Consider the following 25,532-nt stretch of genomic DNA (forward strand, 5'->3'; position numbering starts at 1 on the left):
GGTCACTGCCCGGCGGGCGGGGTGCCCGGCATGCCGGGCTGCTGCTCGTTCTGCGCCCCGGTGCTGCCCTTGTAGTCCATCGGCTTCGCGTCCTTGCCCGGCTTGCTCGGGTCGAACTTCGGCGGGTTGCTCGGGTCGAACATGCCCTTGCCGAGCGCGTCGCACGAGGCGCCGATCTCCGGGTACACGCCGTTCGGGTTGGTCCGCAGCGCGGCGATGAACTGGTCGATGCGCGGGTCGTCGGCGCTGTCGAGCTTCAGCTGGTGGCCCCACGACTGCAGCGAGATCGGCTTGTCCAGGCCGGGGTAGGGCGACATCATCGTGTACGGCTTGCCCTTGACCCGCGCCTCCAGCAGCGGCAGCTGGTCGCCCTTGACGAGGTCCGGGTTGTAGGCGATCCACACGGTGCCGTGCTCGAGCGCGTGCACCATGTTCTCGTTGCGCACCGCGGTCGGGTAGACGACGCCGGTGCAGGTGGCCCAGTACCCGTCGTGCGGGCCGCCGAACGGCGGGCTCTGGTCGTAGGCCACCCGTTCGGTGGGCAGAATGTGCACCGAACCGGTGTACTGCTTGGTGATCACGCCGGGGATCTTCTTCGACGGGTCCGGATTGCTCGCGGTCGGCGCGAAGGCGGCGGCGGCCTCGTCCCGGGAGGCCTGGTCGCGCTTGGGCGCGGAGGCCTGCAGGTAGTAGACGATGACGCCGGCCAGCAGGGCGACCACCACGACGACGCCGATGATGGTGCCCCAGGGCGTGCGCTTGCCCGCGACGACCGAGCGGTTCTTCGCCGCCTTCACCGCGGACGCGGACGAGCCCTTCTTCTTGGTGGTCCCGTTGGCCATGGTTGCCGAGATCTCCTCGTGAGAGCGGGGGAGGGATCCGGACGGAACCCTGCCGGTAGCCCAGTGTAGAGACCGGGCGTGCGATCACCGTGAACACCCGCGAGGCGCCCCGGCGAGCGGAACATCCGCCTCCGGTGTGCCCGCCGTCTCGCCAGCGCGTACCGCCGCGACCGCGCGGCCGAAGCGCACCTAGAATCCGGCGAGTGACTCCCGCCGCTCTCGCCGATCTGGTCCGCAGCTCCGCCGTGCAGGTCCTCGCCGCACGGGGCGTCGACGCCGCCGTGCTGCCGGAGACCGTGACCATCGAACGCCCGCGCAACCCGGACCACGGAGACTACGCGACCAACCTCGCGCTGCAGGTGGCCAAGAAAGCCGGGCTGAAGCCGCGCGAGTTCGCCGAGGCGCTCGCCGAGGTGGTCGCCGGTGCGGACGGGGTGGCCGCGGCCGAGGTCGCCGGACCGGGCTTCCTCAACTTCCGGCTCGCCGCGGACGCCCAGGGCGAGGTCGTGCGCCAGGTGCTGGCCGCGGGCGCGGCGTACGGCCGGGGCGACGCGCTGGCCGGGACCCGGATCAACCTGGAGTTCGTCTCCGCGAACCCGACCGGCCCGATCCACCTCGGCGGCACGCGCTGGGCCGCGGTCGGCGACGCGCTGGGCCGGGTGCTCGGCGCGCAGGGCGCGGACGTCACCCGCGAGTACTACTTCAACGACGCCGGCGCGCAGATCGACCGGTTCGTGCGCTCGCTGATCGCCGCCGCGAAGGGCGAGCCCGCGCCGGAGGACGGCTACGCGGGCGGGTACATCAGCGACATCGCGGCCGAGGTGATCAAGGCCGAGCCGAGCGCGCTGAGCCTGCCCGAGGACGAGCGGCACGAGACCTTCCGGCGCATCGGCATCGAGCTGATGTTCAGCCAGATCAAGCAGAGCCTGCACGAGTTCGGCACCGACTTCGATGTCTACTTCCACGAGAACTCGCTGCACGAATCCGGCGCGGTCGACGCGGCGGTGCAGCAGCTCAAGGACTCCGGCAACCTCTACTTCGCCGACGGCGCCTGGTGGCTGCGCTCCAGCGAGTACGGCGACGACAAGGACCGGGTCGTCATCAAGAAGGACGGCAACACCGCCTACATCGCGGGCGACCTGGCCTACTTCAAGGACAAGCGCAACCGCGGCCACGACCTGTGCATCTACATGCTCGGCGCGGACCACCACGGCTACATCGCGCGGCTCAAGGCGGCCGCCGCGGCGTTCGGCGACGACCCGGCCACGGTCGAGGTGCTGATCGGCCAGATGGTGAACCTGGTCAGCGACGGCAAGCCGGTGCGGATGTCCAAGCGCGCGGGCACCGTGATCACGCTCGAGGACCTCGTGGAAGCGGTCGGCGTCGACCCGGCCCGCTACGAGCTGATCCGCTACTCCGTCGATTCCTCTTTGGACATCGATTTGGACTTGCTGCGCAAGCATTCCAACGACAACCCGGTCTACTACGTGCAGTACGCGCACGCCCGGCTGTCGTCGCTGCGGCGCGGCGCGGCGGACCTCGGCCTGAAGACCGGCGAGTCCGGCGAGAACGTCGATTTCGGACTGCTCACCCTGCCTGCAGAAGGCGACCTGATCCGCACCATCGGCGAATTCCCCGCCGTGGTGCGGCGGGCGGCGGAGATGCGCGAACCGCATCGCGTGGCCCGCTATCTCGAGGAACTGGCCGGCGCGTACCACAAGTTCTACACCGTGGGCCGGGTCCTCCCGCAGGGCGACGAGGAGGCAACACCCCTCACGTACGCCCGGCTCGCTCTGTGTGAAGCCGCGCGCCAGGTACTGGCGAACGGCCTGTCGCTGCTCGGTGTCTCCGCTCCGGAACGGATGTAAACAATGGCGCACCCCGCGGGCCCCCGCCACGCCGACGTCTACCCCCATGCCGACGCCTCCGGGTTCCCGCCCGCGAGCGCCGGCGAACTCGACCTGCTGCCCGCGAAAGTGTGGCCGCGCAACGTTTATCGCGCCGCGGACGGCGTCGTGCGGATCGCCGGCGTCGACGTGCGCGATCTCGCCGAGACCTACGGCACGCCGCTGTTCGTGGTCGACGAAGCGGACTTCAAGTCCCGCTGTGCCGACTACGCCGAGGCGTTCGACGACCCGGCGCTCGTGCACTACGCGTCGAAGGCGTTCCTGTCCGTCGAGGTCGCCCGCTGGGTGGCCGAGCAGGGACTGAGCCTCGACGTCTGCAGCGGCGGCGAACTGGCCGTCGCGCAGCGCGCGAACTTCCCGGTGGAACGGATCACGTTCCACGGCAACAACAAATCGGTCGCCGAACTTGACGCGGCCGTCGAAGCGGGTGTCGGCACCGTGGTGGTCGACTCGTACTACGAGATCGCCCGGCTCGCCGAAATCGCCGCCGCGCACGAGGTCGAGCAGAAGGTGCTCGTCCGGGTGACGGTCGGCGTCGAGGCGCACACCCACGAGTTCATCGCGACCGCGCACGAGGACCAGAAGTTCGGTTTCTCGCTGGCTTCCGGCGATGCCGCCGAGGCGGTGCGCCGGGTGCTGAACGCGCCGTCGCTGAAGCTGATCGGCCTGCACAGCCACATCGGTTCGCAGATCTTCGACGCCGACGGGTTCGAGGTGGCCGCGCGCCGCGTTGTCGGGCTGCTCGCGGAACTGGCCAAGGAGCACGGCCCGGAACTGCTGGAACAGATGAACGTCGTCGACCTCGGCGGCGGTTTCGGCATCGCCTACACCGAAAAGGACAACCCGCCGCCGCCCTCGCAGATGATCACGCAGATCCGCGAAATCGTCCGCAAGGAATGCGCGTACGCCGACCTCCCGGTGCCGCGCATCGCGGGCGAACCTGGTCGCGCGATCGCCGGCCCGGGCACGTTCACGCTGTACGAAGTGGGCACGATCAAGGACGTCGCGCTCGGCGACGAGACCGCCCGCCGGTACGTCAGCGTCGACGGCGGCATGAGCGACAACATCCGCACGGCGCTCTACGACGCGGTGTACGACTGCCGCGTGGTTTCGCGGTCCGCCGCCGACGGCGACGAGCCGGTGACCCCGGCTTTGTCTCGCGTGGTGGGAAAACACTGTGAGTCCGGCGACATCGTCGTCCGAGACTGCTGGCTGCCAGACACGCTGGCTCCCGGCGACCTGCTGGCCGTCGCGGCGACCGGCGCCTACTGCTACGCGATGGCCAGTGGCTACAACCGGCTGCCGCGGCCCGCGGTGGTCGCCGTGCGCAACGGCGCCGCCCGGCTGCTGCTGCGCAGGGAGACGACGGACGACATGCTGCGCCTGGAGGTTTGAGAAGTGTCCACTGTGTCTCCGAAAGGCCTCTCTCCAACGGATCGTGCGCCCATTCGCGTCGCGATGCTCGGCTGCGGCACGGTCGGCAGCGAGGTCGCCCGGCTGCTCACCGAACAGGCCGGCGAGCTGGCGGCCCGCGCGGGCGCGCCGGTGGAACTGGTCGGCATCGCGGTGCGGCGCCCGGACAAGCACCCGGAGCTGCCCGCCGAGCTGCTCACCGACGACGCCGCCGCGCTGGTGGCGCGGGACGACGTCGACGTCGTGGTCGAACTGGTCGGCGGGATCGACCCGGTGCGCAGCTGGCTGCTCACCGCGCTGAACGCGGGCAAATCCGTGGTCACCGCCAACAAGGCGCTGCTCGCCGAGCATTCCGCCGAACTGTTCGAGGCGGCCGACGCGGCTGGCGTCGACCTGTACTTCGAGGCCGCCGTGGCCGGGGCCATCCCGCTGCTGCGCCCGCTGCGCGAATCCTTGGCTGGCGACCGGATCACCCGCGTGATGGGGATCGTCAACGGCACCACCAACTACATCCTTTCCGCGATGGACGCCACCGGCGCGGGCTACGCCGAAACGCTCGACGAGGCGAGCCGCCTCGGCTACGCGGAAGCGGACCCGACGGCGGACGTCGACGGTTACGACGCCGCGTCGAAGGCCGCGATCCTTGCCTCGCTGGCGTTCCACTCCCGGGTCACCGCGAAAGACGTGCACCGCGAAGGCATCGCCGACGTCACGGCGTCCGATCTGGCCGCGGCGCGCACGCTTGGCCGCACGGTGAAGCTGCTGGCGATTTGCGAACGGGTGACGGCGGATGACGGTGCGGAGTCGGTCTCCGCTCGCGTGCACCCGGTGATGATTCCGCGCAGCCACCAGCTGGCCGGCGTCGGCGGCGCGTTCAACGCGGTCTACGTCGAGGCGGACGCTGCTGGCGAGCTGATGTTCTACGGCCAGGGCGCCGGCGGCGCGCCGACCGCCAGCGCGGTGCTCGGCGACCTCGTCGCGGTGGCGCGCAACCAGGTGCTCGGCGGCCGCGGCCCGCGCGAATCGGCGCACGCCGCGCTGCCGGTGCGGCCGATGGGCCAGACGCCGACGCGCTACCACGTGAGCCTCGACGTCGCGGACCGCGCGGGCGTGCTCGCCCAGGTGGCGCAAGCGTTTGCCGCGCACGGCGTGAGCATTGCCGCGGTGCGCCAGCGCGACGCGAACGACACGGCGAGCCTCGTCGTGGTGACCCATCTTGCGCCGGACGCGGCTTTGCAGTCCACTGTGGACGAAATCGCGAAACTCGATGTGGTGCACGAGGTTGTCAGCGTGATGCGGGTGGAAGGCGAAGACGCGTGAGTGGTTGGCCAGGGATCATCGAGGCATATCGCGACCGGATTCCGGTCCCCGACGGGGCGCGCGTGGTCACGCTCGGCGAGGGCAACACGCCGCTGCTGCCCGCCGCGCACCTGTCGGAGCTGACCGGCTCGCAGGTGTACCTGAAGGTCGAGGGCGCGAATCCGACCGGCTCGTTCAAGGACCGCGGGATGACCGTGGCGATCACGCACGCGCTGGCCAGCGGCCTCAAAGCGGTGATCTGCGCGTCCACCGGCAACACCTCGGCCTCGGCCGCCGCGTACGCCGCGCGGGCCGGGCTCACCTGCGCCGTGCTGGTGCCGCAGGGCAAGATCGCGATGGGCAAGCTCGCCCAGGCGGTGCTGCACGGCGCGCGGATCCTCCAGGTCGACGGCAATTTCGACGATTGCCTCGAACTCGCCCGCAAGACCGCGGCGGACTATCCGGTCACGCTGGTCAACTCGGTCAACCCGGTGCGCATCGCCGGGCAGAAGACCGCGGCGTTCGAGATCTGCGACGTGCTCGGCGAGGCCCCGGACGTGCACTGCCTCCCGGTCGGCAACGCGGGCAACATCACCGCGTACTGGAAGGGCTATTCGGAGTACGCGGCCGACGGTGTGGTCAAGAACACCCCGCGGATGTTCGGTTTCCAGGCCGCCGGCGCCGCGCCGCTGGTGCACGGCGAACCGGTCTCCGACCCGGACACCATCGCGACCGCGATCCGCATCGGCAGCCCCGCTTCGTGGGCGGGCGCGGTCTCCGCGCGCGACGAGTCGGACGGCCTGTTCGAGGCGATCACCGACGAGAAGATCCTTGAGGCGTACCGGCTGCTGGCCCGCCGCGAGGGCGTCTTCGTGGAGCCCGCGTCCGCGACGAGCGTGGCGGGTCTGCTGGCCACCGCGGCGGACGGACGGCTGCCGAAGGGCTCGAAGGTCGTCTGCACGGTCACCGGGCACGGCCTGAAGGACCCGGCGACGGCGCTGGAAGGCAACGTCGAGGTAGAACCGCTCGCGGTCGACCCGACGGCCGTGGCGGCGGCGCTGGACCTGCGGTGACCGGCCCGGCTCCCGCTTCGGCCACAGCGCCCCAATGTGGCATTGGGTGCGTCTCACGCACCGAACGCCACATTGGGTGCGTCGCATGCACCCAATGCCACATTGGGGCGCGGTCGTGACGGCCCTGCGCGGGTTCCGCGCGACGGTCCCGGCGTCGAGCGCGAACCTCGGCCCGGGATTCGACGCGCTCGGCCTCGCACTGGCCCGCTACGACGTGGTCGAACTGCAGGTCACCGAGGGCGGCCTGAAGATCGAGGTGCTCGATGCGGGAGCGGGCGGCGTCGAGGACGTGCCGACCGACGAATCCCACCTGGTGGTCCGCGCGCTCCGGCGGGCTTGCGAACACCTGGACGTCCGGCCGCCGGGCCTGCACCTTCGTTGCCACAACAGCATTCCGCACGCGCGCGGCCTCGGGTCGTCGGCGGCCGCGGTGGTCACCGGCGTGGCGCTGGGCTATGCGCTGGCGGAGCGTCCGCTCGACGCCGACGCGCTCCAGCTCGCAGCCGAGTTCGAGGGACACGCGGACAACGCGGCGGCGAGCCTGTTCGGCGGGCTCGTGGTGGCGTGGTCCGAAAACGGCCGATTCCGCGCCGAACGCGTGGAGCCGAACGCGGCGATCCGGCCGGTGGTCGCGGTGCCCGCGGAGAAGTCGTCCACCAACACGACGCGCGGGCTCCTTCCGGCGCGGGTGCCGCACGCCGACGCGGCGCACAGCGCGGGACGGGCGGCGCTCGCCGTGCTGGCCGTCACCGAGCGGCCCGAACTGCTGATGGCGGCCACCGAGGACCGGTTGCACCAGGATTACCGCGCCGAGGCGTACCCGGCGAGCACCGAATTGGTGCGCACGCTGCGTACCCAGGGCGTGCCCGCGACCATCTCCGGGGCCGGCCCGACTGTGCTCGCTCTCACGCTGACCGGAATACTCCCGGCGGGCGTCGACGTTACCGGGTTCGACGTCGCCGAATTGCCCGTGGACCGCGACGGCGTGCAGGTTGTGGCCAGGTGACGACCTGGTCACAGGCTGGACGGCAGCGTGCGCCACGCGGGGGGTGGTTGTTGCACCCGGACAAGGCGCGGTCTACCCTCGGGGGCGTTCGATCACCGTGCGTTTCCGCACCCGATGCCGGGCCTGTTCGCCCCTAGCGGCGGCTCCGGTCCGCATCCTTCGTCGATCCGCCGATTCCGCACCGCCCGGCACGCGGGAGGCGGAGGGACGCAGGCGGGTTTCCGGTTCCGGCGGTGCCGAATTCCGCTTTCTCCGTCCGGAGGGGGCAAACACCCTGTGCTGGCGGCGCTTCGCTGTGTCTCGCACGGCTGGGCGCGAGCCGTCCGCATCGGAGGCAGAAGCCGTCTCGCTACCGGCGGCAGTCCGCTGATCCACCTGGAACGTGGATCGGTCAGGAAGGACATGTGTGAGCAACACCGATCTGTTGAGCGGCGACGTGGAGACCCCCGCCGCGGCCGCTGAGACCAATGGGGCCGCGGCCGCTCCGAAGCGCCGCACCGGGGGCTTGTCCGGAATGGTCATCGCCGAGCTCCGCCAGCTGGCGGGCGAACTGGGTGTGGGCGAGACCACCGGCATGCGCAAGGGGGACCTGATCGCCGCGATCCGCGAGCGCCAGGGCAAGAGCAAGAAGCGCGCCGCGACGGCCGAGACGCTGCCGCTCGACGGCGTCGGCGAGCCGGTCAAGGCGGAGAAGGCCGAGAAGCCCGCCCGCCGGGCCAAGGCCGACGCGCCGAAGGCGGACGCTCCCCAGGCGGAGCCGAAGGCCGAGCCGGTGCAGGCGGAGGCTCCCAAGGCCGAGGCGCCGAAGGCGGAGACCGCGCAGGACGGGAAGCCCGCCGCGCAGGAGCGCCCGGAGCGCCACGACCGTTCCGAGGGCCAGCAGTCCGACGGCCAGTCCGAGGAAGGCGGCCGCAACCGCCGTCGCCGCGGCGGAGCCAACCGGGGCGACGGCCAGCGCGACCAGCGCGGCGACCGCCAGGGCGGCAACCGCGACAACAACCGGGACAACCGCGACAGCCGGGACAACGGCGGCCGCGACAATCGGGAGAACAACCGCGACAACCGCGGCGGCGACAACCGGCAGGACAACCGCGACAACCGCGGCGGTCAGGACAACCGCCAGGACCGCGACAACCGGCAGCGGAACCAGCAGGACAACCGCGACAACCGGAACAACGGCCCGCAGGACGACGACGAGGAAGGCGGCCGTCGCGGCCGTCGCTTCCGCGACCGTCGCCGCCGGGGCAGCGGGGGCGGCCAGCGCGAAGGCGGCGCTCCGGACACCGAGATCCGCGAGGACGACGTCCTGCTGCCGGTCGCCGGCATCCTGGACGTGCTCGACAACTACGCGTTCGTGCGCACCTCGGGCTACCTCGCCGGGCCGAACGACGTGTACGTCTCGCTGTCGCTGGTCCGCAAGTTCGGCCTGCGCCGCGGCGACGCGATCACCGGTGTCGTGCGCCAGCCGCGCGAGGGCGAGCAGCAGCGGCAGAAGTTCAACCCGCTGGTGCGCGTCGACTCGATCAACGGCCTGGAGCCGGACGAGGCCAAGCGCCGTCCCGACTTCACCAAGCTGACCCCGCTGTACCCGAACGAGCGGCTGCGCCTCGAGACCGAGCCGCACAAGCTCACCACCCGCGTGATCGACCTGATCATGCCGGTCGGCAAGGGCCAGCGAGCGCTGATCGTGTCCCCGCCGAAGGCCGGTAAGACCACGATCATGCAGGACATCGCGAACGCGATCACCACGAACAACCCTGAGGCCCACCTCATGGTCGTGCTGGTCGACGAGCGTCCGGAAGAGGTCACCGACATGCAGCGGTCGGTGAAGGGCGAGGTCATCGCCTCCACCTTCGACCGCCCGCCGTCCGACCACACCTCGGTCGCCGAGCTGTCCATCGAACGGGCCAAGCGCCTGGTCGAAATGGGCCACGACGTCGTCGTCCTGCTCGACTCGATCACCCGTCTGGGCCGGGCCTACAACCTGGCCGCGCCCGCGTCCGGCCGGATCCTGTCCGGTGGTGTCGACTCGACCGCGCTGTACCCGCCGAAGCGTTTCCTCGGCGCCGCGCGCAACATCGAGAACGGCGGCTCGCTCACCATCTTCGCGACCGCGATGGTGGAGACCGGGTCCACGATGGACACGGTGATTTTCGAGGAGTTCAAGGGCACCGGCAACGCGGAGCTCAAGCTGGACCGCAAGATCTCCGAGCGCCGCGTGTTCCCGGCGGTCGACGTCAACCCGTCCGGCACCCGTAAGGAAGAGCTGCTGCTCTCGCCGGACGAGCTGGCGGTCACGCACAAGCTGCACCGCGTGCTGCACGCGCTGGACTCGCAGCAGGCCATCGACCTGTTGATCTCGCGTCTGCGCAAGACGAAGACCAACATCGAATTCCTGATGCAGGTCTCGAAGACCGCCCTCGGCGGCGGAGACGACGACTGAGTTCCCGCTTCACACAACACGGCCCGCCCCCATCGCTTCCGGGGGCGGGCCGTGTTGCGTGTGGAGGTCCGTGAAGGACTCCTTGAGGGAATCAGATTCCCTCAAGGAGTCCTTCACGGACGTTTCTCCCCGCACCGGGGAGGTGGCACGGGGAGAAAACTCAGTGGCGGGGGACGGCGGCCGGGGTCCAGCCGCGGTAGTTGTTGAAGTAGCTCGTGGAGCTGCCGTGGCCGATCTTGCCGCCGACGCTGGTGGCGTAGAACCCGCCGTTGCCGTCCGCGATGCCGACGTGGCCGTAGGCGCTGATGTTCCAGTACACGAACGAACCGGCGGGCGGCTTGCCGCTGGTGTGCTTCGGGCTGGCTCCGTTCCAATGTGCGTTGGCCGACGCCCAAACCCCGGTGGTGCCGTACGAATTCTCGGCGGCCTTCTCGCAGTAGTGCTCCCACCCGGTGCTGCCGGCGTGCGCCTTGTACCAAGCGACAGCACCGGCCGGGGTGCCGTCCGCGGCACCGGTCAGGTTCGCCTCGGACACCTCCGAGAACGTGCCCGCGGCGGGGTTCACGTCCGCGGCGGTGATCCCGTCGGCGGCGTTCGCGGCAGGCGCGAAGACCGCGGCGGAAGCGGCCAGCGCCAGCACGGCGGCCGGCTTCGCGAGCCGGGTGAGCAGGTCGGTCGTGCGCATGTCCGGACCTCCAGTAAGTGAGCGATTCACGAACTCGGCCAGCTTCACGCCATCAGGTACAAAATCCGTACAATGCGAATGTCCTTCACTACCGACTGTCGCGGCGGAGCGTGGAATACCTGGTCACCGGGGTGTGTTGTAGCCCGTGCCAGCACGTCTGGCAGAATGACCCGCTGAAGTCCGGCACCGGTTCACCCCGCACTGGGGACCCGGGGCCAACGAGAGAGGACACCATGAAGAGCGGTATTCACCCCGAATACGTGACCACGACCGTCACGTGCAACTGCGGGAACAACTTCGTCACCCGCAGCACGAAGGAGTCGGGTCAGATCCACGTCGAGATCTGCTCGAACTGCCACCCCTTCTACACCGGCAAGCAGAAGATCATGGACACCGGTGGCCGGGTTGCCCGGTTCGAGAAGCGCTACGGCAAGCGTCAGCAGAAGACCGACGCCAAGTAGCTTGTCCGACGGCGCCCACCCGCACGCCCGGGTGGGCGCCGTTGTTCTGTCCGGGCTTGTTCGCGAGAGGGAGACGGCGAAGTGGATTCGAGTTCGCTCAAGGGGCTGCTCGACGAGCACGCACAGCTGGAACAGCAGCTCGCCGATCCCGCGGTGCACGCGGACCAGGCCAGGGCCCGGAAACTGGGCCGCCGCTACGCCGAGCTGAGCCCGGTCGTGCGCGCGGTGCGCGAGCTGGACCAGACCCGCGACGATCTTTCCGCGGCCAAGGAACTCGCGGCCGAGGACGCGGCGTTCGCCGCCGAGGCCGACGAGCTGGCGGCGAAAATCCCGCAGCTCGAAGCGAAACTCACCGAACTTCTCCTGCCGCGCGACCCGTACGACGGCTCCGACGTCGTCATGGAAATCAAGTCCGGCGAAGGCGGCGAGGAATCCGCGCTGTTCGCCGGCGACCTGCTGCGGATGTACCTGCGCTACGCCGAACGGCACAACTGGAAGGCCGAGGTGCTCGACTCGACGGAGTCGGACCTTGGCGGCTACAAGGACGTCACGCTGTCGCTCAAGAGCAAAACCGCGGATGTCGAAGGCGTGTGGTCGAGGCTGAAGTTCGAGGGCGGGGTGCACCGCGTGCAGCGCGTGCCGGCCACCGAATCGCAGGGCCGCATCCACACGTCCGCCTCCGGCGTGCTGATTTATCCGGAACCGGAAGAGGTCGAGGTCGAAATCGACCCGAATGACCTCCGTATCGACGTGTTCCGGTCCTCGGGCCCCGGCGGGCAGAGCGTGAACACCACCGACTCGGCCGTGCGGATCACGCACCTGCCGACCGGGATCGTCGTGTCGTGCCAGAACGAGAAGTCGCAGATCCAGAACCGCGCGCGGGCGCTGCAGGTGCTGCAGGCGCGGCTTCAGCAGGTCGCCGAGGAAGAGGCGGCGGCGAAGGCCTCGGACGCGCGCCGTTCGCAGGTGCGGACGGTGGACCGTTCGGAGCGCGTGCGGACGTACAACTTCCCGGAGAACCGGATTTCGGATCACCGGGTGAATTACAAGGCGTACAACCTGGATCAGGTTCTGGACGGTGAGCTGGACGGCGTGCTGGACGCGCTGGCCACGGCCGACCGGGAGGAGCGGCTCGCCTCGCAGGCGGGCTGATTCTCAGACTGCGGCGGGGATTTCGTCAGCCGTCGGGTCTTCAGCGTGCTCCGGCGCGCGTTCCTCACGGGGGAGCAGGCTGAGGACCGCGAACACCACAGCCAGCACGGTCGGGAACAGCGTCAGCAGCTGGTGCTTCACGCCCTCGATGCCTTCGCCCAACGCAGACAGCCCCAGCTGTCCCGCCGCGAAGAACACCAGCAGGAACGCGACAATCCCGTATTCGCGCCGATTCCGGCGGAACGCGCGCACCCCGGCCCAGCCGACGAGCACCCAAATCGGCACCAGCGCGAACAACCCGAGCGGCGCGATCAGTGCGGCCAGCCCGGAGAACACCGGAACCCGGTATTCCTTCGACAGCCGCGGCTGTCCGGACAGTTCGCCGAAGCTGCCGAGGTTTGCCGGACGCGCGGTGAGGGCGTCGACCCCGCCCTGCTGGAGGATTTCGGCGGTGCGCCCAGGGTGCGTCGCGTAGTAGTGCAGCACGTTGCGGCGGCTGATTTTGTCCTTGTACTGCGGGTAAAGCGGGTCGTGCCAGGCCGCGCGCTCGCCCCACCAGCCGGTGCCGACGTACTGTTCGAACGATTCCGGCAGCCCGAGCGCGGCGAGGTCGGCCTTCGTGTCGTGCTTTCCGTCCACAATGGAGTCGAAGACCGCGTGGTACATGTTGGCCTCGCGGTATTCCGCGTTGGCCGGGTCGCCCTGGGACTGCACCGCCAGGGTGCCCGCGCCCACGATCGCGAGCACCGCCAGCGGCAGCACCCAGCGTTTCCGGCCGCGCACGCCGGACGGCCGGGTCAGCAACAGCGCGAGCGCGAAAAGCGGGATGAGCAACAGGGTCTGCGACTTGGCGTTGATCCCGATGAGTCCACCGAGGACAGTCACCGCGGCACCAGCCCAGCGCAGCTTTCCGGGGCGGTGCAACAGGAACAGGCCGCCGCAGATCAGCAGGATGCCGAGGAAAGCCGCGCCTTCGCTGAGCACCGACGCGAAATAGCCGAAGAACGCCGAGTCGCCCATCACGAGCAGCAGCAAGACCGTGGCGATCAGCCGGTTTCGCCGGTTCAGGTCGAGGCCGAGGACCGTGACGGTGATCGCGCCGGCGACCAGCACGCAGGTGAGCACGCCGAGCACCAGCAGGTTCAGCACCCCGGAGGCACCGAACAACGCGCCGATCTTGCCCGCCGCCCAGTCGAGCCAGGCCTGGCTCGAGACGTAGGCGGAATTACACGGCGGCGCGGACCCGTAACTGAACCGGACGAACCCCTCCGACGGCCGGTCCAGCTGCCGCCCGCCGAGCTGGCACAGTAACCGCCAGCCGTCGCCGTTGTCGGCCATGCCGACCGGGCGCGGCACCAGGAACCGCACCAGCAACAGTCCGAGCGAGGCGACGAATACCCCGAGGCCGAAGCGCAGGTCCCTGGATCTCACCAGGCGGAGTCTATGGGGCGGGCCCGGAGCTGACGTCAGGCGGTTGCCGCGGCGAAGGCGGCCATCCGCTCCTCGTATCCGTCGTCACTGCCGAAATGCACGGCTACCGCGTCCGCACCGGCCTCCCGATACGCACGGTAGGTCTCGACGGCCGCGCTCAGGTCCTTGCTGAACTGCTGCCGGGCGATCCGCCGCACGCGCCGCTCAGGATCGAGCCGAGTTAGCGTCGCGACTCGTTCCGCGAACGCTTCCGGCGAGAGGCCCGCGCTGAGCCACTGGTCGCCGGCCCGAACCGCGCGGCGCAGCGCGACCGTCGAGTTCCCGCCGACCAGGATCGGAATCCGCCCCTGCGGCCGAGGCTCGAAATACCCGCCGGCCCGGCCGCGTCCGGTGGTGAACAGCTGGTCCAGCAGCGAAAGCGTGTCGTCCAGCGTCGCCCCGCGCCGGGAGAAATCCGCGCCGATCTCCGCGAACTCCGGCTCGTTCCACCCCGCGCCGACGCCGAGAATCAGCCGGTGCCCGGACAGGCGGTCGATCGTCGCGGCCTGCTTGGCCAGCAGATACGGCTCGCGCAACGGCGCGATCACCACGGACGTGCCCAGCTGCACCCGTTCGGTCGCCGCGGCGAGATAGCCGAGCGTCGCCAGCGGTTCGTACACCCCGCCGAAGACCTCGCCGAACGGTTCCGGCGGCAGCACGTGGTCCGGCAGCCAGACGGATTCGTACCCCAGCTCCTCGGCCAGCCGGGCGAGGTCGGCGAGGCGCCGCGGGGTCAGGTCGGGCGATTCGTTCGGCAGGACTGCCTGGCGGGTCATCGCAGCACCTTCCGGATCGCGGTGAGCCAGGCGTCCGGCGCTTCGTCGGTGATGCCGTGCCCGGACTCGATCTCGACCAGCTCCGCGCCCGGAATGCCGTCGGCCAGCTCGCGCGAGTGCCTCGGCGGCACGAGGGCGTCCAGCGTCGTGGCGATCACCAGCGTCGGGACCGCGATCGACGCCAGCTCGGCCCGGGTGTCGACGGATCGCACCAGCTCCACCTGGTTCGCCGTGCCCGCGGGCACCGACTCGGCCAGCCCGGAGACCGTCGCGGTGACCTGCTCAGGTGTCAGCGTGGCGAGGAACTGCTCGCTGACGGCGGTCAGCATCAGGAACTTGGCGAGCAGGGTGCGGTCGCCCTTCAGCAGCTCAGCCCATACGTCCAGCGCCAGCTCGATCCGTGCGTCCGGCCGGGCGAGGCCAGCCGTAAGGATGAGCCCGGTCACGCGATCGGGATGCCGGGTGGCCACGCGGACCGCGACGGCCGTGCCGAGCGAGTAGCCGAGGACGGTGAACTGCTCGACACCAGCGTCGACGGCGGTCGCGACCAGGCCGTCGGCGAGTTCGTCGAGCGTGCCGCCCGCGGCGGGGTAATCGGCGCCGACCACGGTGTGCGTACGGGCGAGATCGTCCAGCAGCGGGCCGAAATTGGCCCGCACGCCGCCGCCCGCGCCGTGCGCGAGCAACAGGCCGGGGCCTTCCCCGAGAACGAGAGGCGCGAAATGTTCTGTCATGTTCGCGACGTTAAAGATTGACACCAGTGTGAAGGCCAGACACGGGGGAGAATCGGATGCTGATCGGCGAACTCGCGCAGCGCACCGGCGTCGCGCCGCGGCTGCTGCGCTACTACGGCGAACAGGGGCTCCTGGACTCGGCGCGCAACACGAGCGGCTACCGGGTGTACGGGGAGGAGGCCGTCGTCCGCGTGTGCCAGATCCGGAAACTGCTGGCCGCGGGCCTGACCACGGAGATGATCGCCCAGATGCTCGACTGCGCGATCGGTCCCGCCGCGCACCTGGACCTGTGCCCCGACCTGGTCCGCAGGCTGCGCGGGGAACTGGCCGAGGTGGAGCGGCGGATCGGGGATCTCGCCCAGCGCCGCGAAGTCCTGTCCGGGTATCTCGGCCAGGCGTGAGGCCCGCGCGGGCCGCGGGTCGATACGCTGAGCAGCACCCCCGTTGGGGGCAGCTTCGACGAGTGAAGGACGACCAGTGAATCGGCAGCCGCTGCGCCTGGCCATCATGGAGGCCACCCGGATCCTCACCGAGGCGGGCGTGGAATCGCCGCGGTCGGACGCGGATCTCATCGCCGCGCACGTGCTCGGCGTCGAACGGGGCAGGCTGCCGATGGTGCCGCTGGTCGACCCGCCGGTGATCGACGCGATCGGGCAGCTGGTCGCGCAGCGCGCCAAGCGGATCCCGCTGCAATATCTGACCGGATGGGCCGCGCTCGGCAACATCACCGTCAACGTCGGCGCGGGCGTGTTCGTCCCGCGCCCGGAGACTGAGTTGTTGCTCGAATGGGGCGTGAAGTTCCTGCAGGGCCGCGAATACCCGGTGGTGGTCGACCTGTGCACCGGCTCCGGCGCGCTGGCCCTGGCGCTCGCGCACGAACGCCCGGACGCGGTGGTCTACGCGGTCGACGTCGACCCGCAGGCGCTCGCCTGGGCCCGGCACAACGCAGACGTGCACACCGCCGCGGGCAACACCCCGATCCGGCTCTACTCCGGCGACATCGCCGACCCGACGATGTTCGCCGAACTCGACGGTCTCGTCGATCTGGTGCTGTGCAACCCGCCTTACGTGCCGGAGGGCACGCCAGTCCCGCCGGAAGTCGGCGAGCACGACCCAGCCCGCGCGGTCTTCGCCGAGGAAAGCGGCCTGGCGGTGATCCGGCACGCGATCGCGGCCGGTGCGCGATTGCTGCGCCCCGGCGGCGGCCTGGCGATCGAACACGACGACACCCACGGTTCGGCAGTCCCCGCACTGGTGCGAGCGCGGCGGGTGCTGACCGGGGTGGAGGACCACCCGGACTACACGGGCCGCGCCCGCTTCGTCACCGCCCGTCGCCTGGGCTGAGGCCGCGCTGCTCTCCGAAGGTCCGTGAAGGGCTCCTTGAGGGAATCTAAGTCCGTGAAGGGGCCCTTCACGGACCGCTGTTGGCCGTGAAGGGCCGTCGAGGGGACCCAAGTCCGTGAAGGGAACCCTCACGGACTTGCGGTAGTCGGTGAGCCACCTTCACTGACTTGGAGGTCGTGAGGGGAACCCTGAGGGACTCTGAGTCCGTGAAGGCCACCCTCACGGACCGCCCGCCGCACCCGGCCGGTCGCGCTGCGCCATTCGCACCTTTGCCCCTGTCTTGCCCGACTTTCGTCGTGCGGCAGCGGGGTGGATTTCGTTCGCCCGCCTAACGATCACCGTTAGCGTCGGGCCTCGGGACCGCCGGGCGGACCGGCGGAGAAGTGAGGAGCGAGGATGAGATCCCCCTTACCCCGCCGGAATCACCGCACCCGGACCACCGGCCTCGGCAGCATCCGGCTCGGCGCCGACCGCGCCTGGACCACCAGCGCCCGGATCAGCCGCCTCGGGGTCGCCCGCACCCGGAGCGCCCGCGGTCGCGCAGCCATTGTCGTGGCGATCGCCGCACTGGCGCCCGCGCTGCTCGCCGGGACCGCGGCGGCCGATCCGCTCACCGGGGGCTGGCCCGCACCGCTCGACTCCGCGCATTGGGCCGACCAGGCGAGCATGACCTGGCAGGACTACCGCCACGTGCCCGGCACCAACTGGGCCGACCCGTCGCTGAAACCGACCGTGCGCAAGTTCAAGGGCGCTGTCGTGCTCGCCGACTACCCGGACGCGGATTTCGTCGTCACGAAGCCGCCGCATTCGACCGTCTTCGGCAATCCGTCGCCGTCGGCGAGCAATCTGCCGCGGGAAAAAGTCGCGCAGCACTACCAGGATTTCCTCAACAAACCCGAAACCCTGAACCACGGCCACACCATCAACGAGTACTGGATGGAGGACTCCGGCGGCCGGTTCGGCGTCGACCTCACCGCGTTCGGCCCCTACCGGATGCCCGGCAAATCCTTCGAGTACGGCATGGAAATGCAGCCGGAGGACTGTCCGGCGAACGCCGACTGCACCCGCGACCTGCGCAAGGACGCGGGCGACGCGTGGCGCGCCGACGTCGGTCCGGTGGCCGACCAGTTCGACTTCATCTTCTTCCTCTCCGCGGGCCAGGACGAAAGCTCGACGTGGCAGGAATTCGGCGAGATGAAGTTCGGCACGAAGGAGAACGTGCCCGCCGAATTCGGCCCGCCGGGCAGCAAGCCCGGCGACCAGAACTGGGCGCACACGCGCTACGTGCCGTGGACGTCGTGGGCCTCGGCGTCGACCATCTGGCCCAACGCGGCCAACGGATCCTCGACCCAGGCCGAAAGCTCCGGCCAGGGCGTGTTCGCGCACGAGTTCAGCCACATCCTCGGCATCGGCGACAACTACAACAACCCGTTCGGCGACCCGCCCCGGCGCTCGTACACCGGGCCGTGGGAAATGTTGTCGCGCGGCAGTTTCAACGGCCCCGGCGGCCCGCACACGCGCTGGCAGATCCCGGCGACCGAAGGCGGTTCGATGGGCGCGCACCACATGCTGCGCAACAAACTCAAGCTCGGCATCGTCGATCCGAAGGCCGTCCTGAACCTGGACCGGAATCAGCTCGCCACGACCGGTCCCGTCACCGCTCGCGTGACTGCTCGGGAAGCGGAGCCCGCGACCGGCGCGTACGCGGGCGTCACGATCGCGCTCACCGGCGGCGACCGTTCGCCCAAGTGCGATCCGACGAAGGACCCGAAGTGCGACGGCGGCGGGTACGACCACTACAGCCTCGAGGTCGTCGACCGGATGGGTTCGGACTCGTTCGCGCCGGATTCCGGCGTCCTGCTGGCCAAGACCAAGGCCAAGGATGCCGCTCCGTTCGAATGGATCGTCGACGCGAACCCGCAGGACATCGGCCTGACCGACTACGTCCGCCCGGACGGCACGCCGGTCAAGATCACCGTCGGCGACTACCGGCAGCTCAACGACGCCACGTTCAAGGCGGGCACCGGCGCGGCCGGCGGATACGAGTACACCGATGAAGCCAACCGGCTGCGGTTCCTCGTCACCGACCTCGACCGGGACAGCCGCGGCGTGCTGTCGTACACGGTCACCGTCGCGTCGCTCGACGGTGCCGGACCGCAGGCGCGGGGCGCGTGGCTGTGGCCCGCACTGCCCGCGTTCACCCGCGGCGGGCTGGCCACCTGCGACTTCCGCCTGTCGAACCAGGGTTCGGCACGCGGCGCGGCGGCCCCGTACGACCAGGACACCTACCGGCTGACCGCGTCCACCGACGCTCGCGGCTGGGAAGTCCGGCTCCCGAACGCCTTGGCCACCGCCAAGTTCGGCAGCTCGACGCAAGTCCAGGCGTACGCGAAACGCTCGGCGGACGCACCGCACACCGCTCGCGTGCGGCTGACCGCGACGTCGATCGCCGACCCGTCGAAGTCAACGACGACTGCCTGTACCGCGATCGGATTCTGAGCACTGAAAGGCGTCATCCGTCCACCGGCGGATGGCGCCTTTCGGCTGGGCGGCAACTGCTTGCCCCGCCGCAAGGCCACCCCCTACCTTGGGGCGGCCGAACAATCAGACTTCTGGGGGAGTCATGTTCATGCGTCATCGAATCACCGCCGGATGCGGCGCCGCGCTCATCGCCGCCACCGCGCTCACCGCGAGCGCGACGAACGCGTCCGCCGCCGCCGGGCCGACCACGCTGCCCGCCAGCCAGTACACCCTGACCTCGGACTATCACAAGTACGACGCGGCCTACTCGGGCTTGTCGTCGAAGCTGCACACCGTGCCGGTGCACACGGTGATGGACAACGCGAACCACGACCGCCAACCGCCGCCCTCGACGTTCAACCCGGCCGGTCTCACCGGCGGATTCCGCTTCGACGACGGCGACAACAGCGACTGCACCAACTATCCGCAGGGCATCACCACCAGCCGCGACGCGGTCGGCGGCGACAACGGCGGCAACTACGACGGGCACCAGCTCGTCGCGGTCAGCTGGTACACGCGCGACAAATGCGGCGGCAAACAGGTCCGCAGCCGGATCACGCTCGCTGATTGGGACGCGACCTACCCGAACAAGTACCGCAAGATCCTGCTCGTCGAACCGACCGGCACCACCGCTTCGCCGAACTACAAGGACATCCCGATCCACGCCGGCGGCGTCTCCTGGTACGGCGACTGCCTGTACGTCGCCGACACCGGCGGCGGCATGCGGGTCTTCGACATGCGCAAGATCCTCGAGGTCAACTCGGGCGGCACGGCCGATCAGATCGGCCTTTCCGGCGGCCAGTACTACGCGCACAACTACCGCTACGTCCTGCCGCAGGTCGGCACGGTTGCCGCGCACACCACGTCCGGCACGAACCTGGCCTGGTCGAGCATCTCGCTGGACCGGGTGAGCAAGTCGATCGTGATGACCGAGTACACCTGCAAGGCCGACTGCACGGACTACCCGAACCGCCCGCCGCGCGCGGTGCGCTTCCCGTTCGCCTCGGGAGCGACGACGTTCGCCGCCTCGACGACGGCGAGCCAGGCCCTGCAGCTGCCCTGGTACAACCTCAACGGCGTCGCCTCGCACAACGGCCGCTGGTGGTTCAACTCCTCCGCCCAGAAGCAGCTCTACTACTGGACCCCGACGGCTGGCCCGGCCACGCACGCCTGGGTGAGCAGCGGGGAGAGCATCTCGTACTGGGAGGACCCGAAGGACGCGGATCTCTTGTGGTCCCTGCAGGAGGGGGCCGGGAACCGGAACGTGTTCGCGGTGAAGCAGGCCAGTTACGGCAGTTGATCGCCTGACCTTCGGCCACCTGACCCCTCGGGTCCGGTGGCCACCCGGCCAGGCTCGGTCCGGTGCGGCCGCGCCCCGCACCGGACCGAGCCCTCCGCCTCGTCCCTGACGAAATGCCCCCAATGAGGTTTCTCAGTGGTGCGGTGTGTGGCGGGTTCGTTGTAGCGGTGGCTGGCCAGGGGTGCGGAGCACCGCCTGGGGTCAGCCTGGTCGCGTGGCTCCGCTCTTGGCGAAGGTCCGTGAGGGGAACCCTGAGGGACTCTGAGTCCCTCAGGGTTCCCCTCACGGACTTTCGGCGTCACGCGTCAGGGCAGCCGCGCGACGCGAGAACCCCGCGCAAACGGGGTCTCCCCGCAGGGCTGCGCGGTGGCATGCGGCGCGGGGCGGCTGGCAGCTGCGGCGATGCGGCCGACCCTCGCCGCTCCCTGCTCCCGAAGCCGTCCGTGAAGGGCTCCTTGAGGGAATCTGATTCCCTCAAGGAGCCCTTCACGGACCTCCGCGTCGCGTACCGAGCCCGCCCCTCGCCGGAGCCAGACCGCTCCACCGCCCCATCGCACGTCGGGGCGCTCCGAACCCCTCCGCGCCGGGGGATAGGCTGCCCGTCATGAGTGCGGTCTACGACTGCGGCAAGCGCGAATCCCGAGCCGAAGGCCTGTCCGCGGCGGCTGCCGCGGTGCGGTCGAGCCGGCTGGTCGTCCTGCCGACGGACACGGTGTACGGCATTGGCGCCGACGCGTTCGACTCCGGCGCCGTCCAGGCGTTGCTGCGGGCGAAGAACCGCGGCCCGGACATGCCGGTCGGCGTTCTCGTCGGTTCCTGGTCCACTGTGGACGGTCTGGTGCTCGGCGTTCCGCCGCAGGCGCGCGCGCTCATCGAGGCGTTCTGGCCCGGCGACCTGTCGATCGTGCTGCCGCACGCGCCGAGTCTGCAGTGGAATCTCGGCAACTCGCGCGGCACGGTGATGCTGCGGATGCCGCTGCACCCGGTCGCGCTGGAGCTGCTTCGCGACGTCGGCCCGATGGCGGTGTCGAGCGCGAACGTCTCCGGGCGTCCGCCCGCCTCGACCGCCGAGGAAGCTCAAGAGCAGCTCGGCGATTCGGTGTCGGTGTACCTCGACGGCGGGTCGAGCGGCGAAGCGGTGGCGTCGTCCATCGTGGACCTCACCGGCGACAAGCCGGTGGTGCTGCGCGAGGGCGCGGTCACGAAGGCCGCCATCGCCGAGGTGATCGGCGTCGGCGAGGAGACGCTGGACTGAGCCGGGGAAGTGACTGCCGTTCACCGGCACCGCACGCGGGCGCGGTAGCGTGGCGCGGTGACTCCGACCTCCCGGCGGGCGTGACGCGGTCATGCCTGTAGTCCAAGGACTTCTCCCGATCCGGGAGTACCTGCTCGTCGCGCTGACGGCGACCGCGGTGACCTATCTGCTGACCGGCGTCGTGCGGCGCGTGGCCATCCGGATCGGCGCGATCGCCAACCCTCGCGCGCGCGACGTGCACGTCAAGCCGATCCCGCGGATGGGCGGCGTCGGCATCTACCTCGGAATCGCCGCGGCGATGGGCCTCGCGCACCAGCTTCCCGCGCTCAGCCACGGTTTCGACGTCTCCTACGACGCGGTCGGCGTGTTGCTCGCGGCGGGCGTCATCTCGCTCATCGGCATCCTGGACGACCGGTTCGAACTCGACGCGTGGACGAAGCTCGCCGGACAGGTCATGTGCGCCGGGATCCTCGTCATCTTCGGCGTGCAGTGGGTGTCGTTCTGGGTGCCGTGGGGCGGAAACGGCGATTCCATCGGCTCGGTGCTGGTACTGGACAAGAACCAGGGCGCGCTGCTGACCGTCGTCATGGTCGTCGTCATGGTCAACGCGATGAACTTCGTCGACGGCCTCGACGGGCTGGCCGGCGGGCTCGGCTTCATCGCCGCGACGGCCACCTGCGCGTTCTCGCTCGGCCTGCTCGACAACGCGGGCGGCGACTTCGGCGCGTACCCGCCCGCGCTCATCGCCGCCGCGCTCGCCGGAGCCTGTCTTGGTTTCCTGCCGTACAACTTCCAGCCGGCAAAAATTTTCATGGGCGACTCCGGATCGATGATGATCGGGCTGATGCTCGCCGGAGCCACCACGTCGGCGAGCGGGCGAGTCAACTACACCCGGTTCTCCGCCTCGGACGCGCTGGCCCTGCTGTCCCCGCTGGTGGTCGTCGTCGCGGTGCTTTTCGTGCCGGTGCTCGACCTCGTGATGGCCGTCGTCCGGCGCACGCGGCGCGGGCAGAGCCCGTTCGCCGCCGACAAAATGCATCTGCACCACCGGTTGCTGGAAATCGGCCATTCGCAACGGCGCGCGGTGCTGCTGATCTATTTGTGGGCCGGAATTCTCTCTTTCGGCGCGGTCTCCATCACGATTTTCGACAGCCCGGTCGTGTTCTGGGCGATTGGCGCGGCACTGGTGATGGCGGTGCTGGTTTCTCTCGTGCCGAGGCTGCGTTCCCGGCACCGGCACGGCGTCTGACTTCCCCGGCGGTCTATACTGGCGGGTCGAACCGAACGAGGAGCGAATGCAGTGAGCGACACCGAGACGCCGGAGACGACGCCCGAGACGTCCGAGGCCGCGTCCCAGGCCAAGGCTCCGGAGAACCCGCACGCCGCTCCGGTGCGCCAGCTCGCGCGCTCGATGACGCGGGCCTCGCTCCTGTTCACCCCGCCGTTCATCCTGGTCTGCATTGTTCTTTTCACCGTCCTCAACGGACTGCACGGCTTCCTCGGCGCACTGGTCGGCGGCGTGCTCGCGATGGTCGCGTCGCTGTCGACGCTGGGCATGATGAAGGTATCCGCCGGGCAGGACCCGTCGCTGGTGATGCTCATCGCGCTCGGCGGTTACGCGGCGAAGGTCATCCTGCTGTTCCTCGCGCTCACTCTGCTCAAGGGCGTCACCGTGCTGCACCCGCTTTCGCTCGGGATCACGATGATCGTCGCCATTCTCGTGGCGGCCGCCGTGGAGTTCGCGACATTCCGCAAAGCGCGTATCCCGACCATCATTCCCGCCTCGAATTGACGGATTCGGGACAAGGGTCCCAGCCGGACCCGGGACCTAGGTCCTGGACCATTCGGCTGGTAAGGAGTACGCCTGTACGGCACTGATTGACCTGCTGGTATGGTCCGCGTCATGGGTGGCGGCCTCGGCCGCGCACTCCCGACGACGAACCGCGATCAGCAGTGTGGCGACCGGATGGTTCCGCCTCTCTCACCTGGTCCGAAGTAGACCGCAGGGCAGTGTTCACGCGAGACATCCCACGTGCGCGGACCGGCTAATGGACTCCGCGCGCGGTGGGTACCGCCGCCTCCGGCGTCCCGATGAGTATCGGGTACGTTAAGTCCAGATCGTGACGATTCCCCCGGCGGAGTGAACGCCGGCCGGGAGAACCGGGAGGAGCCCAGTGGCCGCGCTGGTACTGACCGAGGGTGCGACCTTCGCGCCCCCTGGCGCCGAAAGCTTTGAGCTGCCGCCGTTGTTCGGCTTCGTCACGAAGCCGATGCTTCTGGTGGTGCTCTCGGTGATCATCATCGCGGGGTACTTCCTGCTGGCGACGCGCAAGCTGAAGGTCGTTCCGACCAAAGGCCAGTTCGTGGCCGAGGGCATCTACGACTTCGCGCGCAACAACATCGCCCGCGAGCAGATCGGCTCGAAGGACTTCCAGCGCTTCGTGCCGGTGATCTTCGCGTTGTTCACCTTCATCCTGCTGAACAACCTCTACGGGGTCATCCCGTTCCTGCAGTTCCCCACCATGGCGCGGTTCGGGTTCCCGATCGCGTTGTCGGTGCTCGTGGTTTACCCGATGTACCACTACGTCGGGATCAAGAAGCACGGGCTCGGCGGGTACTTCAAGAAGGAACTCGCGCCCGCCGGCGTCCCCGGCGCGGTGCTTCCGCTGTACGCACTGATCGAGTTCGCGGAAAAGTTCTTCCTGAACCCGCTCACGCTCGCCATCCGTGTTTTCGCGGCCATGTTCGCGGGACACCTGATCCTGGCGGTCTTCACCCTCGGCGGCTCCTTCCTGCTGACCGAGACCTCGAGCATCGCGCTGAAGCCGGTGTCGCTGGTGGCGTGGATCTTCGCCATCGGCCTGACGTTCCTGGAAGCCTTCATCCAGTGCCTCCAGGCGTACATCTTCGCCCTGCTGTCCGCGGGGTACATCGGCGCCGCGCTGGCGTCGGAGCACTGAGAACACCTAAAGACCCCGATCCGCGTGAGTGCGCGGACCGAAGTGAAGGGAAACGCACGTGAGCAACATCGTTCTGGCCCAGCAGGCCGCCGAAGCCGTCAGCATCAACAAGGGCCTCGCCGCGATCGGCTATGGCCTGGGCGCGATCGGCCCCGGCATCGGTGTGGGTCTGATCTTCGCCGCGGTGATCAACGGCACCGCGCGTCAGCCGGAGGCCCAGAGCAAGCTGCAGGGCATCGGTTACGCCACCTTCGTGCTCACCGAGGTGCTGGCCCTGATCGGTATCGTCATCTACTTCATCGCCTCCGCCTGAGTCGTCCGCTCTCGCGTAAGGAGACGTTGTGCTGAAGACCGAAGTGGTGCTCGCATCAGAGAACCCGATCGTTCCGGCGTGGCCGGAAGTGATCCTCGGCATCGTCGCCTTCCTGATCCTGCTGTTCATCCTCAAGAAGTACGTCGTCCCTCGTTTCGAGAAGGCGTACGAGGAGCGGGCGCAGAAGATCGAAGGCGGGATCGAGAAGGCCGAGAAGGCTCAGGCAGAGGCCGAGAAGGCGCTGTCGGAGTACAAGGCGCAGCTGGCGGACGCCCGTTCCGAAGCCGCGAAGATCCGCGACGACGCCCGGCTCGAAGCCGAGCAGATCAAGGCGGAGCTGCGGGAGCAGGCGGAGTCCGAATCCCAGCGGATCGTGGCGCAGGGCCACGCCCAGCTGCAGGCGCAGAAGGCGCAGATCGTCGCCGAGCTGCGGGCCGAAATGGGCCGCAACGCGGTCGAGCTGGCCGGCCGCATCGTCGGCGAGTCGCTCGAGGACGAGGCGCGCCGTCGCGGCACCGTCGACCGGTTCCTCGCGGAGCTGGACACCGCCGGGGCCACTAACGGAGCGGGGAAGTAACC

23 protein-coding genes are annotated in these 25,532 nt (G+C 69.6%); 18 read left to right on the top strand and 5 right to left on the bottom strand.

Annotated elements, in window-relative coordinates; genetic code table 11:
• Window positions 1–2: 2 nt before the first annotated feature.
• On the bottom strand, window positions 3–842 hold the full coding sequence (locus ABD156_RS13070; RefSeq protein WP_344271377.1) for a thioredoxin-like domain-containing protein: 840 nt from the start codon (window positions 840–842) through the stop codon (window positions 3–5).
• A 203-nt stretch (window positions 843–1,045) separates the two neighbouring features.
• Between ABD156_RS13070 and argS the strand changes: the two genes are divergently transcribed.
• The 6 genes from argS to rho all read left to right on the top strand — a co-directional run bounded on the left by argS (window position 1,046) and on the right by rho (window position 9,983).
• A complete protein-coding gene (gene argS / locus ABD156_RS13075) occupies window positions 1,046–2,710 on the top strand; it encodes an arginine--tRNA ligase (RefSeq protein WP_344271380.1) in 1,665 nt (554 codons plus the stop codon).
• Window positions 2,711–2,713: 3 nt separating this feature from the next.
• Window positions 2,714–4,144 (top strand): diaminopimelate decarboxylase, encoded by a 1,431-nt coding sequence (gene lysA, locus ABD156_RS13080; protein WP_344271384.1) that lies wholly within the window; start codon window positions 2,714–2,716, stop codon window positions 4,142–4,144.
• A 63-nt stretch (window positions 4,145–4,207) separates the two neighbouring features.
• A complete protein-coding gene (locus tag ABD156_RS13085) occupies window positions 4,208–5,482 on the top strand; it encodes a homoserine dehydrogenase (protein WP_377927071.1) in 1,275 nt (424 codons plus the stop codon).
• Complete coding sequence (gene thrC / locus ABD156_RS13090) at window positions 5,479–6,534, top strand: threonine synthase (RefSeq protein ID WP_344271387.1); 1,056 nt, start codon at window positions 5,479–5,481, stop codon at window positions 6,532–6,534. The genes ABD156_RS13085 and thrC overlap by 4 nt, the downstream gene beginning before the upstream one ends.
• Window positions 6,535–6,619: 85 nt before the next feature.
• A complete protein-coding gene (thrB, locus tag ABD156_RS13095; protein ID WP_344271390.1) occupies window positions 6,620–7,540 on the top strand; it encodes a homoserine kinase in 921 nt (306 codons plus the stop codon).
• A gap of 406 nt (window positions 7,541–7,946) precedes the next feature.
• Window positions 7,947–9,983, top strand: a complete 2,037-nt coding sequence (rho, locus tag ABD156_RS13100; RefSeq protein ID WP_344271393.1) for a transcription termination factor Rho — start codon at window positions 7,947–7,949, stop codon at window positions 9,981–9,983.
• Window positions 9,984–10,143: 160 nt separating this feature from the next.
• Here the strand turns inward: rho and ABD156_RS13105 are convergent, their stop codons facing one another.
• A complete protein-coding gene (locus ABD156_RS13105; protein ID WP_344271396.1) occupies window positions 10,144–10,668 on the bottom strand; it encodes a CHAP domain-containing protein in 525 nt (174 codons plus the stop codon).
• Window positions 10,669–10,901: 233 nt separating this feature from the next.
• On the opposite strand from ABD156_RS13105, the gene rpmE reads away from it, so the two are divergent.
• Both rpmE and prfA read left to right on the top strand, forming a co-directional pair.
• On the top strand, window positions 10,902–11,129 hold the full coding sequence (gene rpmE, locus ABD156_RS13110) for a 50S ribosomal protein L31 (RefSeq protein ID WP_043832086.1): 228 nt from the start codon (window positions 10,902–10,904) through the stop codon (window positions 11,127–11,129).
• 81 nt (window positions 11,130–11,210) lie between these two features.
• Window positions 11,211–12,281 (top strand): peptide chain release factor 1, encoded by a 1,071-nt coding sequence (prfA, locus tag ABD156_RS13115; RefSeq protein WP_344271403.1) that lies wholly within the window; start codon window positions 11,211–11,213, stop codon window positions 12,279–12,281.
• Window positions 12,282–12,284: 3 nt separating this feature from the next.
• Here prfA and wsfD read toward each other — a convergent pair whose 3' ends face one another.
• The 3 genes from wsfD to ABD156_RS13130 are packed head-to-tail and all read right to left on the bottom strand — an operon-like array spanning window position 12,285 to window position 15,261.
• On the bottom strand, window positions 12,285–13,712 hold the full coding sequence (gene wsfD / locus ABD156_RS13120; protein WP_344271405.1) for a glycan biosynthesis hexose transferase WsfD: 1,428 nt from the start codon (window positions 13,710–13,712) through the stop codon (window positions 12,285–12,287).
• Between the two features lie 35 nt (window positions 13,713–13,747).
• Window positions 13,748–14,527, bottom strand: coding sequence for a TIGR03619 family F420-dependent LLM class oxidoreductase (locus ABD156_RS13125; RefSeq protein ID WP_344271408.1), 780 nt, complete (start codon window positions 14,525–14,527; stop codon window positions 13,748–13,750).
• Entirely contained in the window at window positions 14,524–15,261 is a 738-nt protein-coding gene (locus tag ABD156_RS13130; protein ID WP_344271411.1) for an alpha/beta fold hydrolase, read from the bottom strand. The genes ABD156_RS13125 and ABD156_RS13130 overlap by 4 nt, the downstream gene beginning before the upstream one ends.
• Before the next feature lie 56 nt (window positions 15,262–15,317).
• On the opposite strand from ABD156_RS13130, the gene ABD156_RS13135 reads away from it, so the two are divergent.
• From ABD156_RS13135 to ABD156_RS13180, 10 genes are all read left to right on the top strand, one after another.
• Complete coding sequence (locus tag ABD156_RS13135) at window positions 15,318–15,662, top strand: MerR family transcriptional regulator (protein WP_344271414.1); 345 nt, start codon at window positions 15,318–15,320, stop codon at window positions 15,660–15,662.
• A 76-nt stretch (window positions 15,663–15,738) separates the two neighbouring features.
• On the top strand, window positions 15,739–16,605 hold the full coding sequence (gene prmC, locus ABD156_RS13140; protein ID WP_344271416.1) for a peptide chain release factor N(5)-glutamine methyltransferase: 867 nt from the start codon (window positions 15,739–15,741) through the stop codon (window positions 16,603–16,605).
• 396 nt (window positions 16,606–17,001) lie between these two features.
• Window positions 17,002–19,104: a M6 family metalloprotease domain-containing protein gene (locus tag ABD156_RS13145; protein ID WP_344271419.1), complete on the top strand. Its 2,103-nt coding sequence runs from the start codon at window positions 17,002–17,004 to the stop codon at window positions 19,102–19,104.
• Between the two features lie 130 nt (window positions 19,105–19,234).
• The gene (locus tag ABD156_RS13150) at window positions 19,235–20,425 is read left to right on the top strand and encodes a hypothetical protein (protein ID WP_344271421.1); all 1,191 of its coding nucleotides are present in this window, start codon (window positions 19,235–19,237) and stop codon (window positions 20,423–20,425) included.
• Between the two features lie 604 nt (window positions 20,426–21,029).
• The gene (locus ABD156_RS13155) at window positions 21,030–21,680 is read left to right on the top strand and encodes an L-threonylcarbamoyladenylate synthase (protein WP_344271424.1); all 651 of its coding nucleotides are present in this window, start codon (window positions 21,030–21,032) and stop codon (window positions 21,678–21,680) included.
• A 91-nt stretch (window positions 21,681–21,771) separates the two neighbouring features.
• Complete coding sequence (locus tag ABD156_RS13160) at window positions 21,772–22,929, top strand: glycosyltransferase family 4 protein (RefSeq protein ID WP_344271427.1); 1,158 nt, start codon at window positions 21,772–21,774, stop codon at window positions 22,927–22,929.
• A 51-nt stretch (window positions 22,930–22,980) separates the two neighbouring features.
• Window positions 22,981–23,472, top strand: coding sequence for a Cg1360 family ATP-synthase-associated protein (locus ABD156_RS13165; protein ID WP_344271430.1), 492 nt, complete (start codon window positions 22,981–22,983; stop codon window positions 23,470–23,472).
• Window positions 23,473–23,854: 382 nt separating this feature from the next.
• Complete coding sequence (gene atpB, locus ABD156_RS13170) at window positions 23,855–24,640, top strand: F0F1 ATP synthase subunit A (protein WP_344271433.1); 786 nt, start codon at window positions 23,855–23,857, stop codon at window positions 24,638–24,640.
• A gap of 58 nt (window positions 24,641–24,698) precedes the next feature.
• Window positions 24,699–24,953, top strand: coding sequence for an ATP synthase subunit c family protein (locus tag ABD156_RS13175; protein WP_037815373.1), 255 nt, complete (start codon window positions 24,699–24,701; stop codon window positions 24,951–24,953).
• 28 nt (window positions 24,954–24,981) lie between these two features.
• Complete coding sequence (locus ABD156_RS13180) at window positions 24,982–25,530, top strand: F0F1 ATP synthase subunit B (RefSeq protein ID WP_344271440.1); 549 nt, start codon at window positions 24,982–24,984, stop codon at window positions 25,528–25,530.
• Window positions 25,531–25,532: the final 2 nt, after the last annotated feature.

It is taken from the genome of Amycolatopsis albidoflavus (assembly GCF_039525725.1).
Taxonomy (GTDB): domain Bacteria; phylum Actinomycetota; class Actinomycetes; order Mycobacteriales; family Pseudonocardiaceae; genus Amycolatopsis; species Amycolatopsis albidoflava.

Excerpts from the sequence above, each read along its gene's own strand:
- ABD156_RS13105 (WP_344271396.1), bottom strand. The coding sequence starts at position 10,668 with ATGCGCACGACCGACCTGCTCACCCGGCTCGCGAAGCCGGCCGCCGTG.
- ABD156_RS13145 (WP_344271419.1), top strand. The coding sequence starts at position 17,002 with ATGAGATCCCCCTTACCCCGCCGGAATCACCGCACCCGGACCACCGGC.
- ABD156_RS13130 (WP_344271411.1), bottom strand. The coding sequence starts at position 15,261 with ATGACAGAACATTTCGCGCCTCTCGTTCTCGGGGAAGGCCCCGGCCTG.
- ABD156_RS13135 (WP_344271414.1), top strand. The coding sequence starts at position 15,318 with ATGCTGATCGGCGAACTCGCGCAGCGCACCGGCGTCGCGCCGCGGCTG.
- ABD156_RS13125 (WP_344271408.1), bottom strand. The coding sequence starts at position 14,527 with ATGACCCGCCAGGCAGTCCTGCCGAACGAATCGCCCGACCTGACCCCG.
- thrB (WP_344271390.1), top strand. The coding sequence starts at position 6,620 with ATGCACCCAATGCCACATTGGGGCGCGGTCGTGACGGCCCTGCGCGGG.
- ABD156_RS13085 (WP_377927071.1), top strand. The coding sequence starts at position 4,208 with ATGCTCGGCTGCGGCACGGTCGGCAGCGAGGTCGCCCGGCTGCTCACC.
- ABD156_RS13160 (WP_344271427.1), top strand. The coding sequence starts at position 21,772 with ATGCCTGTAGTCCAAGGACTTCTCCCGATCCGGGAGTACCTGCTCGTC.
- ABD156_RS13155 (WP_344271424.1), top strand. The coding sequence starts at position 21,030 with ATGAGTGCGGTCTACGACTGCGGCAAGCGCGAATCCCGAGCCGAAGGC.
- ABD156_RS13150 (WP_344271421.1), top strand. The coding sequence starts at position 19,235 with ATGCGTCATCGAATCACCGCCGGATGCGGCGCCGCGCTCATCGCCGCC.
- ABD156_RS13070 (WP_344271377.1), bottom strand. The coding sequence starts at position 842 with ATGGCCAACGGGACCACCAAGAAGAAGGGCTCGTCCGCGTCCGCGGTG.
- lysA (WP_344271384.1), top strand. The coding sequence starts at position 2,714 with ATGGCGCACCCCGCGGGCCCCCGCCACGCCGACGTCTACCCCCATGCC.
- rpmE (WP_043832086.1), top strand. The coding sequence starts at position 10,902 with ATGAAGAGCGGTATTCACCCCGAATACGTGACCACGACCGTCACGTGC.